Raw genomic sequence first — 16,053 nt, 5'->3', positions numbered from 1 at the left:
TACCGCCGTCGCTGCTACTTGGCTAGCCGCTGTGCCTTTTTGTTCTGCTTGCCTGGCTACTTTCGAGACATCCTCTACCTCTTGCTTGGCTGCTCTCGCAACTTGCTCTGCCCGTTTGGCTGTATCCTGCGCTTCTGTCGCCCTCGTCACAGCACCTGTTGCCGTTACCTTGGATTCATTGGCTACACTAACGGCCGTAGATGCCTCTTGCTTGGCACCATTGGCTGTTGTGACCGCTGTTGCGGCTAAGCTCTTCGCTTCACGAGCATCGCTCGCCGCTGTATTCGCCAACACATTCGCCGCATCAGAGGTTTCCTTCGCTTCACTGGCTGTTTGTTTTGCAGCATCACAAGCACTCTTCGATTGTTGAGAAAGCGTCTGTGAGGCTTCTGCAAAACGCTTGGTTGCTTCTGATACAAGTTGTGCATTCTCTGCTATCGTCTTTGCAGAAGTAGCTGTTGTGACCGCTGTCGCTGCTGTTTGCGCTGCTTGTGTCGCTGTGTTAGAGGCTTGTGTGGATAGTTCTGTTGCTGTATTAGACGCTCCCTTTGCCTCATCGGCTACCCTTTTTGCCTGTTCCGAGACCTCTTTGGCTTGATCTGCTGTTTGCTTAGCTGTCTTGGCTATTCCTGTCGCTACTTCTGCCGCCTGCTTCGCCTGCGCCCCCTGCTCTGCTGTGGCAAATGCTTCATACTGGTAAACTGCTGCACTTCCCAATGACTGCGGCACAACAACTTTATCAACCGAAATGCCCTCTATGATTTCATCTTTTGTTGCTACGGGAAGTTGATAATCATGCTCATGATACGGGACACCCATAATCTTTCTTCCTTACATTATTTCAAGTGAATGTTTCCAACTGACACTGTTTGAGATCTTCTAGCTCCGCGCTTAACTCTCTCAAGCGGGCATCTATCGCGTGCAAAGAATCCCCAATCTCTGACTTCAAAACATCCTTCATAAGATCAACTATCCCATTAAGAGGGGCGTGTACCATGCGATCACCCGAATACAAAACAACGCGGATTTGTGACGGATCACTCATTTCTGATAGCGCAAACGGTTTTGATAACATTTTATAACCTCATGTCTTTATCCCAAATACAAGCGAAACATTAATCGGACGCGTTTCTTGACCCCCAAAACTCTCTGTCATAATCCTATGCTCATGAATGCCTAATTCTTGATCGGATCGTCTAGGTGTAGACAACATGAAAAACTTTTCTCTATATTTGATAAAAAATGGAGGTGAGAAAGAGTCTTCAGGCTGTACGGTTACTTCCTCTTCACCTGTGTCCGTTAGACTGTCAAATGCCCTCTCACACCTTTCCAAGGCATCCCCTGTCAAACCAGCACATTCTTCATCAAGAATTTCATAATCAACAATAATACTCCTCTTCATCCTCTTAAGCGGACCGTTAACAGAAGAGCTATCACGTTTGCGTCTCAAAGAACCTCGTACCGGATCAACAGTCCCAATTCTATGCTCATGGATTCTCAAAGAATAGTGTTGGGTGCTTGCAAAATGACGCCCTGGATCAACAGCCCCAAGGTAATCAAAGCCCCGTAAAAACATGCCTCGCAAATCTGGTATATTGAACGTTGTTACACCATCTCCATCCCCCCACAGAGTTCCAATGGTTGCAAAAAGATTACGATAATCCTTACGCGAATAAGCACTCCCATCACATAATAACCAACCATCAGGCAAATTTTCCATGGCAAAGCTCCCTATAAAACCTGAAGGTAAGCGCCTAAATTGAGAAATGCCTTTTATCATCGGATTGAGAAGCTGCCATCCGCTAATTTCCTCATCATACACGAGGGTAGAGATGCAGCCATTTTGGATTTCTCCTCCAATAAGGGGACGAATACCCGTTTCTGTCGCCTTGTAAACTGGTTTCCCCTCTAACCTATCAAGTGCAACCATGGTTGCTCCAAGGTTAGTGCCCTTCGCTTTAAACCGGACAACTATATCTTTCTTGTAGGCTAAAAATCGGAATTTGGTCTGAAGCGTAATCGCTGTCGTTTGTTGTTCTTCATTGACTATAAATGTGCTTTCAAGAACACCTCCAATAGCCGATAAATATTCTCTTACCCGTTGCATCATGGCACGTGCACTATTATTAACTGTATGGGGTGGCTGTCCCTCAGACCAATTGATAAAACTATCAGCGCCTGCATTTTCAGACGCTGTTAAAGACCAACTATAGATATCTGACATATTTGCCTCAGCTTTTTATCGCAAAAACAACCGTGACATTGATAGGACGAGTTTCACTCTCTCCATCCCTTAATGTTGCAATATGATGCGTATAATATTGATCAAGAGGCACTGCCAAAATATCATAGGCCTGCATGTTCTCTCTTCTTATTCCCGTAACGGCTTCAACTGCCGATTGCTTCTCTTCATCAAGTAAATGCCCCCACAGCATCGTGGCATCACCGTGCCAATGTTCCATTCCAGTTTCATTAAGATGCTTTGGAAAAAGCTCATGACCTTCATGCCTATGAGATTGAATGAAATCCTGTTGCACACTCGCAAAAGCCCGCCCCGGATCAACAGTGCCTCCACCATCAAAACCTCGTAAAAACATGCCTCGCAAATCTGGTATATTGAACGTTGTTACACCATCTCCATTTCCCCACGTCGTTCCTATCGCTGCAAATAGATCACTATAGCTCCTGCGTGAATAAGCACTCCCATCACACAATAACCAACCACTTGGAAGCGCTTGCATAGCAAAACTCCCTATAAAACCTGACGGATAAGGATTGCTTGTTAAACCTAGTTGTGACTTTGTTGGGGTTGGATTGAGAAGCTGCCATCCCGAAATTACTTCATCATAGACTAAGGTATAGATACATCCTTGTTGCATCTCATCGCCTGATAAAAGGGCAATACCAGCTTCTGTTACTTTGTAAACCTGTTTACCCGCTAGAGTATTGAGAGCTACCGTTGTTATACCAACATTTCTTCCTTTGGCTTTAAATCGTACAACTATATCTTTCTTGTATTCTAAAAATTGCGATTTGGTCTGGAGCCTAATAGCTGTCGTTTGTTGGGCTTGATTAACCGTAAAGGTACTTTCAATCGCACCACCCGTATCTGCCAAATACTCCCTAACCCGCTGCATCATTCCACGCGCACTATTGTTGATCGTGCTTGGCAATTGCCCTTCTGACCAATCAACCAAATCATCGGCGCGCGTGTTCTCCGACGCTCTAAGCGACCAATCATATATCGTTGACATCGTTGTGAATCCTAAATCTTGTAAAACGGGCCGTAAAACGCCCGCATAAATTGCTTCATCAAAGGATGAGCATCTTCTTCTGATGGCTTTTGCTGTGATGACAGCAAGACTCTTAAAAGTTCAAGCAGATTATCCCTCTTCCCAAATCCACCCCCTGGAGGAACATTGCTTCCAGCAACAACAGGGCTTGCACTATAAGGCTGCTGTCCACCATACATTTGCAACACCCTATTGGCAAAGTCACCAGCACGCATACCAGTATTTCCACCATTCAAACCAACCGCATTGCTGCCAACGATTTGTGCTGCATTGGCATGAGGGTTTTGAAGAAGCCGCGCGGCTCCCCCTGCTCCCTGTTGATGGGCTAAATACAATTCTGCTTCACTAGGCGCTCTTCCCAACACGCGGCTTAAATGGTTGCGATTGTCACGTGTCAATCTCCCCATCGCATCGGCTGCTTGCATGGGGTCAAACTTATCCTGCAAACCATATTGCTTGGCGGTACTGTCTATAAACTGATACAACCCACCAGCAGAGGAACGGGAATTTCTTGCATTGGGATTGCCGCCACTTTCAATCTGCGCAACACGATACAGATAGCTCTCAGGCAAACCATAACGCGCGGCAGATTGCCGTATCGCTTGCTCTATAGAAGGGCTATAACGGGTCATTTTGCGTACTCTATGGAAGCACGAGGACCTAGCCCTTTTGCTATAGCTCTAGAAACAATTTTCAAGCCTTCATCCGTTAGCACCCCTGCGTGATGCCACTTTAAAGCACTTTGAATCAATTGAGCAATCTCATTTCTCTCCATTCCTTTAACGCCAAAAGTTGCTAATTTTGCTATTCCACGCTCTAGCTCTTGTCTTGCTCGTACCGCTTCTGGTGCGTTCGGATGGGAAAATATATTGCGGGATAACTTACCCGCTTGAACCGGTATATCAGGAACACTGTGTGGAACACGAACACCATCAAAAACAGACAATTCAGGAGCTCCCCTAAATTCTGTAAAGCCTTTTTTGGCTGCATCAGAATAGAATTGCTCCTGATCGACTGCCTTCTTAAAAGCTGCAAACCGTTCAGCTCCTATGATCCTTTCAAGATTCTCAGATGCAAGATTTTGTTTTAAAAGATTAGAGAGTTCATTAATAGGGTCATCCTTTTTTCTCAACAGATCATCTAATGCATCTCTCATACCCATCTGATAGCTATTGTTTTTATCCGTCCAATTGCCTTTAGAAAGATTTTCCTTAACTGCATCCCTCTCAATACTCTTTTCAAGTTTTGTTCCAAGAGCTTGCCTACCTTTCTCAAAACTCTCTTCAAAACCTTTGTACTTTGCTGCACTATTACGCGCTGCTTGATAAGGAGGGGAGATCGCATCCATTATGTTGACCAAATCTTTTTTAAGTATTTGGTAGCCAGAAACCTTTTGGTTATCCCCAAGTCTCTTACTCTTCTCTATCAAGTCATCAAGAGACTGCTTGGTTTGATCTAACAACTCTACTGTGGGTTTATAGTTTAAACTGCTCAATTTTTTATCATAAAAGCGTTGAGGATTTGCTTTTAAGGGATGCTCTTCTAAGGCAGAGACAGCATCTTTGAGAGCTTTTTGAAAGCCTTTATTTTCAAAAATTTTATTAAGAGCTTCATAATGCTTTTCTCCTATTGGAGCGCGCCTTGCTTGTTCATAAAGATGATCATGCGCCTCTTTCCCTTGTTGTTTAAGCATCCTTTTTAAAGCATCACTATTCTGGTAGGAAGCAATTGTCTGATCCATCATATCATCAAGACGTTGAACAGAACCACCTAATCTTTTCTCATGGGCTTGTTTCAAAATATTATAAACATCTTTATTGGTTCTAGAGGAATTCCACAAAGCCTGTCGCAATTTTTCATTAATATCTGTCAAAAACACATCATGAGGTTCAAAGCTAAGGCGTTCAGTAATTTTTTTAGTGTTATCTTCATAAAGCTGCTTAGCAACTTCTCTCAAAGCTTTATTTGAAACTTCTTTACGAGCAGGATTAAAAATATTCCTCACAAGAGGAGGTGACTTTAAAGCATTTCCTACACCACGAACTGCCTTAGAAACCCCCATGCCTGCTAAAGAAGCAACCGGGCTTAAAACAGCTCCACCAACACCACCAGCTAACGCCGAGTTCACTGTATCATTGTAACCTTCTCCCGCACCAGAACCATGCAAAGCACCAGAACCGGCTCCCACAAGCATTCCCTTACCCAAACTTCCTAAAGTCGAACCTGCTCTTAAAAAATTTAATCCAGGGATAGCTAATGATGCTAATGTTGGTAAAATCGAACCCACAATATAAGCACCAGAAGACAACCAAGGATATTTCTTTTCCAAGGCTTTTTGGTAAGCACGTTCCTTTGCTACTCTTCTGTTATAGATCTCCTCAGCCTTTTGATCTCCCTTCCAATAATCCGTAAAACCTGCTTCATTCGCTGCCTGTATTTCATCGCTATAACCTGCCGTTAAACCAGATATGCCATGACTCTTTAGCGCATCCCACACTGTCAAATCTTTATCATCAAATAAAAAACTATCTTTTGTAGGTTGTGAATGAGAAGCCATACCATCATAATCTGAGACATCATCAACAAGAGGGGAATAAGGAATATAACCCGTTAGTTTTTTGCCTTGATGATCACGACGCTTCTTCACTGAAAACGTACTATCATAATCTGAGGCATCATCAATAATCGGCGAATAAGGAATATAACCCATCTCAAGCTCCCTTACGCCTTCTCTTACCATCTTCACCAATAAAGAAGGAACCTGGAGGCAATGCATCCTCTTGCTCTTTGCTCGTCACAACAGGCAAATGACTATATTCTTTCTTGATAACTGGAGTATGCGCCGATGATGCTGTAACTTGATGAACATTCTCTTCTGTCAATTTGGTGTGACGATCCTCTAGCAAAGCCAATACATTTGATTTCATCTTACCTAAAATCTCACGTATCTTCTTCAACCTAAACATCAACTCTTTGTCACCCAACTTATAGTCTATCTCTCCTAAATAGCTCTTTAAGATATCAAGCTCTTTTTCTGTAAGGTTTCCAAGACCAGAAGCACCATTGCGTGAATACCGTCTCATCGCTTCTAAACGGTCAATACCTATACGGTTTTTAATCGAGTTAAGCAGTGACTTCATATCACGGTGTTGAGGAACATTGAAAAAAGCTTGCCAATCAGCAAAATTTCCCGTAGCCCACGCACCATTTTCGTTCACGTAATTCATAAAACGTTCGATATCATTAAGCATATTATTGCTAATAGCTTCACTATTTTGAAGCTCTATCATTTCTCGTTGGCGGTCCAATTCTTCTTTAGAATTAAGACCATTACCGCCATTTATCTTTTGTACCAGGAACGCATTCAACGCATCTTTATTCCCAGCCATAAACCGGGCTTCTTCTTCACTGTACCCTTTAGATTTTAGATACTCGATCGTTTGATTAACCTGCTTCTTCTGTTCTCTTTCCATATCACCATGACGAAGATTCATCGCTGCATTCGCCAAGCTTTGGGCCATTGGTCCATCCGATGAGGCATAACCAATCGCATAATCCGATAGCCTCTGTAAAAACTCAGGATGACGCAATTGATCCCAAAAGCTCTGTTGAGAAGTAGAGCCTGGTTGTGATTGTACGAGCGGTACAGATCCCGTTTGTTCCGATTGTACAGTTGGAAGAGAGGATTCTGCTAACGCAACTTGTTGTGGTTGCAATGACTTCAAATCCGAAAGTGCATTGGGCAATGGTTCCATATCTTTAGTCAAACCTAATGGGTGCAGTTTTGAACCAACTGTCGCCATGGGTATAGAAGGAAATGAAGAGGATGCATTCGGTTGTATTTCCCGTGATCTCAAAGCAGAACTCACATTCGGTAAGGGCGGCATATCTTTCGCTAAACCGAACGGGTCCGGCTGTAAACCAACTGTACCAACAGCTGGAGAAGGTGTTAAATAAGGCAATCTATTCGCCTGTTGTTGTGCATTCTCCACCTGTTGATTTTGCAAGAGCACACGCGATGCCAATGGATCCATGGCGTACAGAGAATTAAGAAGTCTTGATAAAATGTTCTCGCTCTTATTTGCCATCACTTCCTCTCTCCCTATTTCCCCAAATAAGGGGCAACAAATTGACCAACACCGCCTAAAAGGCCTAGAACATTCTTCCAAGGATTGTTGCCTTGCATCAGGGAATTTGTACTGTTGTTGGTGGTTGTACCGTAATTGCCTGCAAATCCATGACCGGCGTTCATCAACATATTCAGTCTATTCCAACCGCTATTGTCTTGCTCCAGCCAGCGTTCGCGTTCAGCATCAGCAAGTCTTTGGTTGTAAGCATCAAGGAGTGAAGAGCCCTGTAAGGCATTGGAATAGGCATTACCGTATCCATGTAAGAAGTTATTCGCCGCCCCCAACTGGTTTTGATTAGAGTGATCAATCATCGCATTGGCATGCATCATATGCTGCAAATCTTGATTATACTGATCTGCCATAGCACGGGCATATACAGACCCGCTTCCCTTGCGCAACTCATCCTTATGATCAGGCGTTCCATAGCGACCAATCCCTGAGAAATATCTGTTAATTCTATTTTCTACCTCATCTAACCCTTCTTGAAGAACCTGACCAAAATACGAATTCCCTCCCATCAGACCACCAGACGCAATCCGCCCAAGATTACTTGCCGACACCGTCGGAGTGTTGATCAAATTCATCAGAGAATTGTTCTGATACTGGCTGGGAACGCTCCCAAGACCTCCAATAGCATGGGTGGTTGGAGCACTTAAAGGTGCAATACGTGGTCCGTTATAAACATTGCCACCAGCTCCTGAATTATAAAGACCAAGCGCATTCGTAGCACCCTGCTTAAAAATATTATCCACCCAAGAAGGGGGAGCACTCGTCTGTACCTGCCTTTGTTGCGTTTCAGTTGGTCGTTTACTCCCCATTTTATAAATCCTTCCGATAATAAATCATGTCTATGCCATAGCCTTGCTTATTGAGAGCCCGCTGCCATCCTAAACGTCCCAAAATCTCCATTTCATGGGCGCCATTCTCACGCGCCCAGTCCTCTGCAAATTTCAGATTATCAACCAAATCAAGAACGCCCTTCCCACTACATTCACAAATCAGCGCCCGCTTCTTGCCTAATGCCGTATATTGAAGTTGTGTCGTCACAGCCGCTAAAAAGCGCTCGTCATCATCCAAAATCAGCCATAATTGTTTCTTGCCACTGCAAATGGCTTCAATGAGCTCTTGCAAAGTCATTTCATGTTTAAAACGTTCTACATAACGACGAAAGGCTGCAAGGATCTCTTCAAGATAAGGTGCTATGCGCTCCTTATCCCAAGAAGAGGTTAAAAAAACTTTTGCCATTATCCTTTCCCTAAAAACCGTAAATCCACATGAAAGCCTGTGATATGCTTCCAAGGAACACCCTCAGGAATACGCAATTTAAAGCGGTGATAGCGATTGCGTGACCTCCCATGATAGGCGCCCGTCACAAAAGAACATATCCTTTCCTTATGCCATGTAATTGGCGTGTGATGATTACGAACTCCTCGTTCCCCTATACTCAAAAGCCCTTCTAGGGTATCCACCTGTGCAAACATCTTGGTGAGAAAGCTAAAGCTCCCATCCGTCGCCCCCATCTCTTGCGAAACAACAACCGCCTCCATAGGAGCTCCCGTAAACACAACAAGCCTCCTTTCACCATCAAAAGCACCAAGCATCGGCGCACCACTTTGCCAAATGGAACTGTCAAGAGAAGCGGGTAAGGTCTCAAGACTTGTCGAGATATTATCAAGTTGTTCTAACGTATAGCCTGTCGTGAACACTGGAAAAAAGCTTAAAGGCTCACCCTGAATTGTCGACCATTTCTGCAAACCCCAATCATAAACAAAGGTGGTTTGCTGGTTATTTCCACTCTTCAAAGACCAGTAAACACGATTATGGACAGGGTCTATCACTCCTTGCATCTCATCAAGAGCAAGCTTATCAAAATTGGTGAACACCGTTCGGTCAACCTTTTCAAACCCTATCGGGAAAAGCTGTCCATCCGAACCAATCTGATAAAAACCACCATCACCAGCAAAAAAGGCATCACTGCCAAAACAGGCAATGGCGCCAGCACTCCTCGCTCCACGTTTGTCATGTATCTTTTGAAAAAGAAAGGGCACTTTAGAGCCTAACATGAAGGAACCAGCATAAACAGCAGAACGTAGAAAAACCAGCGGATTGCTCGATCCTGTCGCACCCTGCACATATTCTCCATCATGAAAGTCATGATAATAACAATCTTTATCACCAATCGTCCAATGCGTGGCATCGTTCAAGCCTGACCAATGGATGCGATTGGGATTATCCGCAAGGTCCAGCAAACATAAAAAATCACCCCAAACCTTTACCAAACCTGCTTTCGGTGGATTGCCGCCTAAATCTGCAAACCGCTCTGAACTAACAATATTAAAAGCCTGGGGTTTATCATTTTTGTTCACCGCAAGAATGGTTTCCCCAAACAACGCAAAAGACCATTTGTTCTCCTCATTGGCTTGATATGTCACACCACTTTGGCTAATGTCTTTCCAACCCCGCGTTTGGCTCTCATAAAAATAAAGCTTTTGTGCGCCCCCTACGATAATTTTAACCCCATTGCCGGTTCTAAAAGCTATCGACCCCAAAGGCTTCTCTTCCAAAGCAGCAGAAATAACCGTCGCACTGGGCATCGGCAAATAACAACCATCCGCCGGCAAAACATTGACAAGCGTATCAGTAAAGTTGCTGTTTAAAACCGCAACATCCGGTCGGTAATCGGCTATCGGAAAAAAGGGCATTAGAAGTCCGTTGGCACTATGCTGGTGACGTTATGACGCTTTGAAGTCTCTGCACGCAATTCATGCAATTGCTCTTGAAAATCATTATAAGCTGCTGTTGCACAATCAGGCTCTTTCAGAATATTCTTGTATAATTCATATTTGGCGCGTGCTTTAATCAGATCAAAGCCATGAACAAACCATGGGTGCTCTTGATGCATATCCTCAACTTCTTCCAAACGCATCGGAGAGAGAATAAGCTGGACCTGATAAGCAGCATCCGGAATCGGATAAAGATGAAGTTTCTTATCAAAATAACTGTAACAAACCGGCGTTCCTTGCTGTCCTGACGACAACAAAGGTTCTAAGGAAAAAGCGCTTCTCTTCTCTAAGGCAAACTTATTGTTCCCTGAATGAAGAAAAACACCTTTGATGGTAATCGCTGTTTCAATATGTGGTGTATCAGAAGCATCATAGACCCCCTTTCCTGCTCGTGTTGTAAACACCACCTCCCGGCTTTCGTTAAAGAAAAAACTCTCCCTCTCACAAAAACGAACCGCACAAAAAATACTCTCCTGAATTTGACGAACATACTCATCCGTAATGTCATCAATCTCATCCTGGATCACAGACACAAGATGGGCTAATGTGCCTCTATGACGAAAAACCTCTGCCTTCTCTTGTGTCGGTCCTCCCGTCTTGATCCTTATATAATGACGCGACATGAAAACACCTTTCAGTAAAAAACTTCCCTTGATATATCATCATCTGTGCATTATAGTGCACTAATGGTATTCATTCATAAAACGATGGAATTTGATAATTGGCTTAAGAAACTCAAAGATAAAAACGCTAAAGCTATTATTCTTCAGCGTGTTGTACGCTTAAAACAAGGTCTTTTTGGTGATGTTAAATTTTTTAGTGGCATAGGTGAATTGCGTATCCATTATGGTGCTGGTTACAGAATTTATTTTATCCAAAAAGGTTCTGATTTTATCCTTTTGCTATGTGGTGGAGATAAATCAACCCAGCAAAAAGATATTGAACAAGCATTAAAGTTAAAAAAAGAGTACAGTGATGAAAATAACCCCATTTAAACCAGAAAAATATCTTCAAGACATTGAATCACAACAAACATTTCTCAATGAAGCCTTCAAAACAGGAGATGCTGCTCATATAGCAGATGCCATTGGTATTGTTGCTAGAGCCCAAAATATGCGTGCCTTAGCAAAAGAAACCAATCGCGCACACAGTGGTTTATACCGCTCTTTAAGCAAAACGGGTGACCCTAAGCTCTCTACCTTAGTTGCTGTCTTATCTGCTCTTAATTTGCAACTGAGTGTACAATCTCCTGCTCCATAAACCATGAGAAGAGTTAAACTCTTCCCCTTCAATTTCAGTGATTTGTCACAAACTCAACAACCACTGTGGCTTCACCGGAATCAACAGATTTATCCATTTTGGCATAAAGAGTAAGTTCTTGGTCATAAGGGACAAATTCCTTTTGATTGCTGGGCTTGACCTCTTTGACTGCTTGTTGTTTGATTTCCGCTTCACCAAACTCAGTACCTCCAGCAGTGCTGCCTATTTTTACCTTCGTGTCCGAAAATGCTGTCTTAACAAACACCTTGATTGAAGTGATTAAAGCGCCTCGAGGTAAAGTGCCTATTTTCAGAGCATTTTCTTTGTCTTGATAGCTAAAATTAAGACGTAAAAAGCTTACTTGCTGGGTATGAAGGCTTCTCCCCTGTAATGGTTGTGGTAATTTATTTGCCATTTCTTATTCTTTCTTTCAGTGATTTGTCACAAATTCAACAACCACAGTTGCCTGACCAGACGCGACTTCTTTATCTGCTGTGGCATAAAGTGTGCACTCTTCATCATCAGGAACGAATTCCTTTTGATTATTTATTGTGACCGTTTTAACACCGGCTTCTTTGATTTCAGATTCTCCAAATTCACTCCCTCCAGCAGCACTCCCAATCTTTAATTTGGCATCTGTAAAAGCTGTCTTGATAAACACTTTCATTGACGTAATCAGTGCTCCACGCGGCAAGGTTCCTATTTTCAAGCTCTGTTTTTTGGCTTCATGGGTAAAATTAAGTCGTAAAAAACTCACTTGCTGCGTATGAAGACTTCTCCCCTGCAATGGTTGTGGTAATTCATTTGCCATTTCTTATTCTTTCTTTCAGTGATTTGTCACAAATTGAACAACGATAACACACTTACCAACCTGAACCTTTTTATCTGCTTTAGCATACAAAGTAAGCTCCTTGCTGTCTGAAACAAAAGCCTTTTGATCAGTTGGTGTAAAGTCTTGTGTACTCTGTGTTTTGACGTCTTTTTCGCCAAACTCTTTTCCTGTCGCAGTGCTCCCAATCTGTAACTTGGCATCTGTAAAAGCCGTCTCGACAAAAGCTTTAATCGAGGTGATCAATGCTCCACGAGGCAGGGTACCTATTTTTACGCTATGATCTGTATCGTGGTAGGTAAAATTAAGCCGCAAGAAACTCACCTGTTGGGTATGAAGATTCCTCCCCTGTAGTGGAGGTGGTAATTGATCTGCCATGTCTTTTTTCCCCTCCCATGATTACGCTGCTGCTTCACCGCTGTAGGTAGGAATGACAATGGTTCCAAAATCTTGCGCTGTTTGCGCGCTATTTGGCATTTGGAAACGGGTTTTCTTCATACCTATGAGAGTTTTGGCGCATACGCCAAGTTCACGTTTATAATCAAAATACTCTTCATTGAGGGTGTAATGCGTTGCACTGTGATTTTTGCCAAAACCAATAACCGCACTTTGTGCACCTAAGAACACTGCACGACGGACACTCTTTACCGCTGTATGATCTGTCGATTTTACACCATGAGTGAGATGGATCGCTTCGCGTAAAACAACGCCATTATACATGCCAAGAGAGCCATCAAAGATTGGGTTCTTTGCGCGAGAAGTCGCATAAACCGATTTTTGTATATCTAACCACTCACCAGCGGCTGTATTGGTGCGCAATTGCATGACTTGTGTTGGATGCAAATACAAAACATAAACATCATCACCATTGATATGGACCGGAGAAATTTGCGGATTGGCAAGCTTGGCTTGTTTAACTGCTTCATCAATCAATTTAAGACTAAAGCTATGTTTGGCTTTATCGGTAAGCTCTTCATCCTTGGTTTTACCATCCGGCCGAATAATACGTTCACTGCTTGGTGCCATGATCGGATTAAAGCCATAATGAACCGGTTTAATGTAGACTTCTCGACCATCAACACTGATCGTACGCGCTGTATAACCACATACCTGAAGAAAAAACATGATGCTTAAACGATGTGCATACCAGCGAACCAAGCCTTCTTTAGCTTTCTTATGTAAATTCGGAAGTATTCTCTGTTGGTCAATTGAATCATCATTTGCCACCCGCACTGCATGTAAGAGCTCGTTAATCACCAACCGATCATTCATAAATTGAAGTGCTTCTTCATTGCCTTCAAGCGTTTCTCCCTGTGTAACACCATCCCCAAAAAGATTCACAAGCAAACTAAATGTGACACTATCCCCTGCACTCTTATGGGTTTCGTTATAAAGCTGGATAATGCTATTCGAACTTTTGCCAATCAGAGGAGCAATTTTCGTCGCTTTCAAAACTTCATTGCTTAATTTCTGTGACCACAATTTCACCGCTTGCGGATCATGGGTTCCTATGTGTGTTGTTGCCATTTTTTGTTTCACCTTTCTTTGCTATAAAAAAACCGGCTTAAAGCCGGTGGAAAACCCGCATCAAAAGCGGATTATGTTGTAAAACTTATACCTCATCAGGGTCTGCACCCATAATTTCATAAAAACGGGCTTCATTTTTCGGATTGGATATCCAAGTGTTGAATTCTTTCTCGGACATATTGGCAAGTGTTTCTTTGGTCATAGGACCTGTCACGCCTCCTCCACCAGATGCCGTTAAGGTTCTCGCAGAATTCTGCCTACTCTGAAGCGCTTCTATCTGATTGTTGGCTTGTATCGCTTGGTTTTGATAGCCAAGATTTTGCGCTATTCTATAAATCTCTTCTGCCGGATTGAGGTCTCTTTGTGCACAAGTCGCTACAAGCGCATGCAATTGATCTCTTATAATCGCATCTATTGTGTTTTGGTCTGCATACTCAGGATAAAGTGACGACCAAGATCTTAATTCCTTTGCACGCGTCTCATAAAGAAAATTTGCCGCCGCATCAAAATCACTGGATTTATTTTGAAATGACTTAACAGAATTGTTGAAAAACTGACCAAGACGCATATCATGCTGCTGCTGTTCCTCAGCTTGTCTTAGAGCTTCTTTCTGTTCCCTAATATACGCATCTTGCTTTTGAATCCTATCTAACATCCACGTCACTAAGCGAACAGGGTCCTCACGTGGATCTGGTGGAGCACTTTCTTCTTCAACTTTCGGCGTTTGGAATTGTGCTTCGTAAAACTTGACAAGTTCTTCACGCGCTTTCTTGGTTTGTTCTACAACGCGCTGCTGCTCTATACTAGGAACGATTTCTGAAGGCTTTTCAACGGGCTCTGCAACCGGCTCTGGAGGTGTCGCATCAGGACTCTCAACCGTTTCGACCTCGTAATCGCTCTCAAAAGAGCTCTCATCATCAAAGACCGGTGCTCCACCTCTGTAATCTTCATTCATACCTTCATTCAATTCTGCATTCATTCTCTAACCTCTCTCAAATGCTTCTTCCTCGATAAGTTGCCGCTCTTTCACGCATGATCTGATTTTGCGCTTGCTCATTGACAATGCGCTGCCGTTCAAGTTCATGGCGTTGTTGCATCATTTCTGCTTCCAGTTCCGCCCTTTTTTGACGCATGAACAGGTCAATCTGCTTGGCTTGTAAATCTAACTGTTGCATCTGAGCTTTTGCCGCAATGTCCTGCTGCTTAGCTTGCAAATTCATTTGCTGCTCAGGATCCAACTGCTGTTCTTGTTGTGCCATTTGTTGCTGCTGTTGAAACTTCTCACTGATACGATTAAGCAATGATGCCGGCAAGGGTGAATAACGAAGCAAATCAAGCATGATATCCGGTGTAACAGCATTTTGAAGCAACGGTAACAGCTGGGTAATGATACCAAAGGTACGTTCTTTCTCATTGGGGCTGGTTGGTGCATCATCAACGACAATGTCATAATCTACACTCATCACCGCTTCACGCGTCAACGGAATATATTGCGCATTTTCCTCTCCGGAAATGCGTACCAAACGACCATCAGACAAGTAATTCTGTATAAGGTATAAAATAATCTTACCCTGCCTTTTGCGATACAAACGTAAACCATCAAACAGACAAGCTAAGAGATTAAGACTGGATTGACGCCTTTGTGCTTCTAAAATACCCGCTTGTGTTACTTCTCTTGTGCCAATAAACTCAGGCGATAAACCTGTAACCTGACTAATTGCCTCTTTGGCTTCATTAAATAACTGGAAAAAACCCGCTGGAAATTGTGCAACAGGCTTTGGTTGTATTTTACCTGCAGCGAGTGAACCAGGTTTAAGCATCGTAATACTATCTGCTCTCGTCCAACTTCTTACCGCATCCCTCTCATCCTCAAAAGCACCTCGTTCTGCCATAATCCCCCCCTTGGATTGGCTATTGAGAATGTTCATTACCTGACTAAAATATTTATTTGCCCACCGTTGTGGATCTTTTGTGGGACGCACAACCCCATAAAACTGCCGATTGATCTTATCAAAATAACCGGTAATACACTCCCAACCCAATTGTCCCGTAGGAACCAAAGGTTGATCAGGAGATTCAAGCAATTTCCTCCCTAAAAAAGCACGTCTGACAACCTTTTTATTAAACTGCACCCCTTGAATATCAGGCATCATACATTGAAGCTGTTCAAACTCTTGCTTACTGTAATCACGAAGTTCACCCGTTTCTAAATCAGGAGCCTTGTAATAAAC

The 16,053-nt window shown here is 43.1% G+C and carries 18 protein-coding genes and 1 pseudogene; 2 read left to right on the top strand and 17 right to left on the bottom strand.

Translation table 11 applies throughout. The features are described from left to right. The 11 genes and pseudogenes from HNQ69_RS07080 to HNQ69_RS07030 form a co-directional block, all read right to left on the bottom strand. A pseudogene (locus tag HNQ69_RS07080) lies at positions 1 to 819 on the bottom strand (hypothetical protein); the annotation flags it as partial. 22 nt (positions 820 to 841) lie between these two features. After that, positions 842 to 1,075 (bottom strand): hypothetical protein, encoded by a 234-nt coding sequence (locus tag HNQ69_RS07075; RefSeq protein WP_183229343.1) that lies wholly within the window; start codon positions 1,073 to 1,075, stop codon positions 842 to 844. A gap of 9 nt (positions 1,076 to 1,084) precedes the next feature. Beyond that, a complete protein-coding gene (locus HNQ69_RS07070) occupies positions 1,085 to 2,224 on the bottom strand; it encodes a phage tail protein (RefSeq protein WP_183229342.1) in 1,140 nt (379 codons plus the stop codon). Positions 2,225 to 2,231: 7 nt separating this feature from the next. Next, positions 2,232 to 3,254 (bottom strand): phage tail protein, encoded by a 1,023-nt coding sequence (locus HNQ69_RS07065; RefSeq protein ID WP_183229341.1) that lies wholly within the window; start codon positions 3,252 to 3,254, stop codon positions 2,232 to 2,234. A gap of 11 nt (positions 3,255 to 3,265) precedes the next feature. Then, on the bottom strand, positions 3,266 to 3,925 hold the full coding sequence (locus HNQ69_RS07060) for a transglycosylase SLT domain-containing protein (protein ID WP_183229340.1): 660 nt from the start codon (positions 3,923 to 3,925) through the stop codon (positions 3,266 to 3,268). Further along, positions 3,922 to 6,003 (bottom strand): glycine zipper family protein, encoded by a 2,082-nt coding sequence (locus HNQ69_RS07055; protein WP_183229339.1) that lies wholly within the window; start codon positions 6,001 to 6,003, stop codon positions 3,922 to 3,924. Before HNQ69_RS07055 ends, HNQ69_RS07060 begins: the two co-directional genes overlap by 4 nt. Position 6,004: 1 nt before the next feature. After that, entirely contained in the window at positions 6,005 to 7,381 is a 1,377-nt protein-coding gene (locus HNQ69_RS07050; RefSeq protein WP_183229338.1) for a hypothetical protein, read from the bottom strand. 14 nt (positions 7,382 to 7,395) lie between these two features. Beyond that, entirely contained in the window at positions 7,396 to 8,241 is an 846-nt protein-coding gene (locus HNQ69_RS07045; protein ID WP_183229337.1) for a hypothetical protein, read from the bottom strand. Position 8,242: 1 nt separating this feature from the next. Further along, the gene (locus HNQ69_RS07040) at positions 8,243 to 8,668 is read right to left on the bottom strand and encodes a hypothetical protein (protein ID WP_183229336.1); all 426 of its coding nucleotides are present in this window, start codon (positions 8,666 to 8,668) and stop codon (positions 8,243 to 8,245) included. Beyond that, positions 8,668 to 10,125, bottom strand: a complete 1,458-nt coding sequence (locus HNQ69_RS07035; RefSeq protein WP_183229335.1) for a hypothetical protein — start codon at positions 10,123 to 10,125, stop codon at positions 8,668 to 8,670. Before HNQ69_RS07035 ends, HNQ69_RS07040 begins: the two co-directional genes overlap by 1 nt. After that, positions 10,125 to 10,829, bottom strand: a complete 705-nt coding sequence (locus tag HNQ69_RS07030) for a phage adaptor protein (RefSeq protein ID WP_183229334.1) — start codon at positions 10,827 to 10,829, stop codon at positions 10,125 to 10,127. Before HNQ69_RS07030 ends, HNQ69_RS07035 begins: the two co-directional genes overlap by 1 nt. Positions 10,830 to 10,892: 63 nt before the next feature. Between HNQ69_RS07030 and HNQ69_RS07025 the strand changes: the two genes are divergently transcribed. After that, positions 10,893 to 11,201: a type II toxin-antitoxin system RelE/ParE family toxin gene (locus HNQ69_RS07025; RefSeq protein WP_183229333.1), complete on the top strand. Its 309-nt coding sequence runs from the start codon at positions 10,893 to 10,895 to the stop codon at positions 11,199 to 11,201. Further along, positions 11,182 to 11,466 carry an addiction module antidote protein gene (locus HNQ69_RS07020; protein WP_183229332.1) on the top strand — a complete coding sequence of 95 codons (285 nt, stop codon included), beginning with the start codon at positions 11,182 to 11,184 and terminating at the stop codon, positions 11,464 to 11,466. The genes HNQ69_RS07025 and HNQ69_RS07020 overlap by 20 nt, the downstream gene beginning before the upstream one ends. A 34-nt stretch (positions 11,467 to 11,500) precedes the next feature. Here the strand turns inward: HNQ69_RS07020 and HNQ69_RS07015 are convergent, their stop codons facing one another. The 6 genes from HNQ69_RS07015 to HNQ69_RS06990 form a co-directional block, all read right to left on the bottom strand. Beyond that, entirely contained in the window at positions 11,501 to 11,881 is a 381-nt protein-coding gene (locus HNQ69_RS07015; RefSeq protein ID WP_183229331.1) for a hypothetical protein, read from the bottom strand. 15 nt (positions 11,882 to 11,896) lie between these two features. Beyond that, complete coding sequence (locus tag HNQ69_RS07010; RefSeq protein WP_183229330.1) at positions 11,897 to 12,277, bottom strand: hypothetical protein; 381 nt, start codon at positions 12,275 to 12,277, stop codon at positions 11,897 to 11,899. A 15-nt stretch (positions 12,278 to 12,292) separates the two neighbouring features. Continuing rightward, positions 12,293 to 12,673, bottom strand: coding sequence for a hypothetical protein (locus HNQ69_RS07005; protein WP_183229329.1), 381 nt, complete (start codon positions 12,671 to 12,673; stop codon positions 12,293 to 12,295). Between the two features lie 21 nt (positions 12,674 to 12,694). Continuing rightward, positions 12,695 to 13,822, bottom strand: coding sequence for a N4-gp56 family major capsid protein (locus tag HNQ69_RS07000; protein WP_183229328.1), 1,128 nt, complete (start codon positions 13,820 to 13,822; stop codon positions 12,695 to 12,697). A gap of 85 nt (positions 13,823 to 13,907) precedes the next feature. Then, the gene (locus HNQ69_RS06995) at positions 13,908 to 14,801 is read right to left on the bottom strand and encodes a hypothetical protein (protein ID WP_183229327.1); all 894 of its coding nucleotides are present in this window, start codon (positions 14,799 to 14,801) and stop codon (positions 13,908 to 13,910) included. Positions 14,802 to 14,814: 13 nt separating this feature from the next. Further along, positions 14,815 to 16,053, bottom strand: a 1,239-nt coding sequence (locus HNQ69_RS06990; RefSeq protein WP_484479006.1) for a portal protein, incomplete at its 5' end; no start/stop codon positions are given.

The organism is Bartonella callosciuri (assembly GCF_014203215.1).
Classification (GTDB): Bacteria; Pseudomonadota; Alphaproteobacteria; order Rhizobiales; family Rhizobiaceae; genus Bartonella; species Bartonella callosciuri.
Note: the sequence above shows the minus strand (reverse complement) of the source record. Positions and strands in the feature narration are given on the sequence as shown.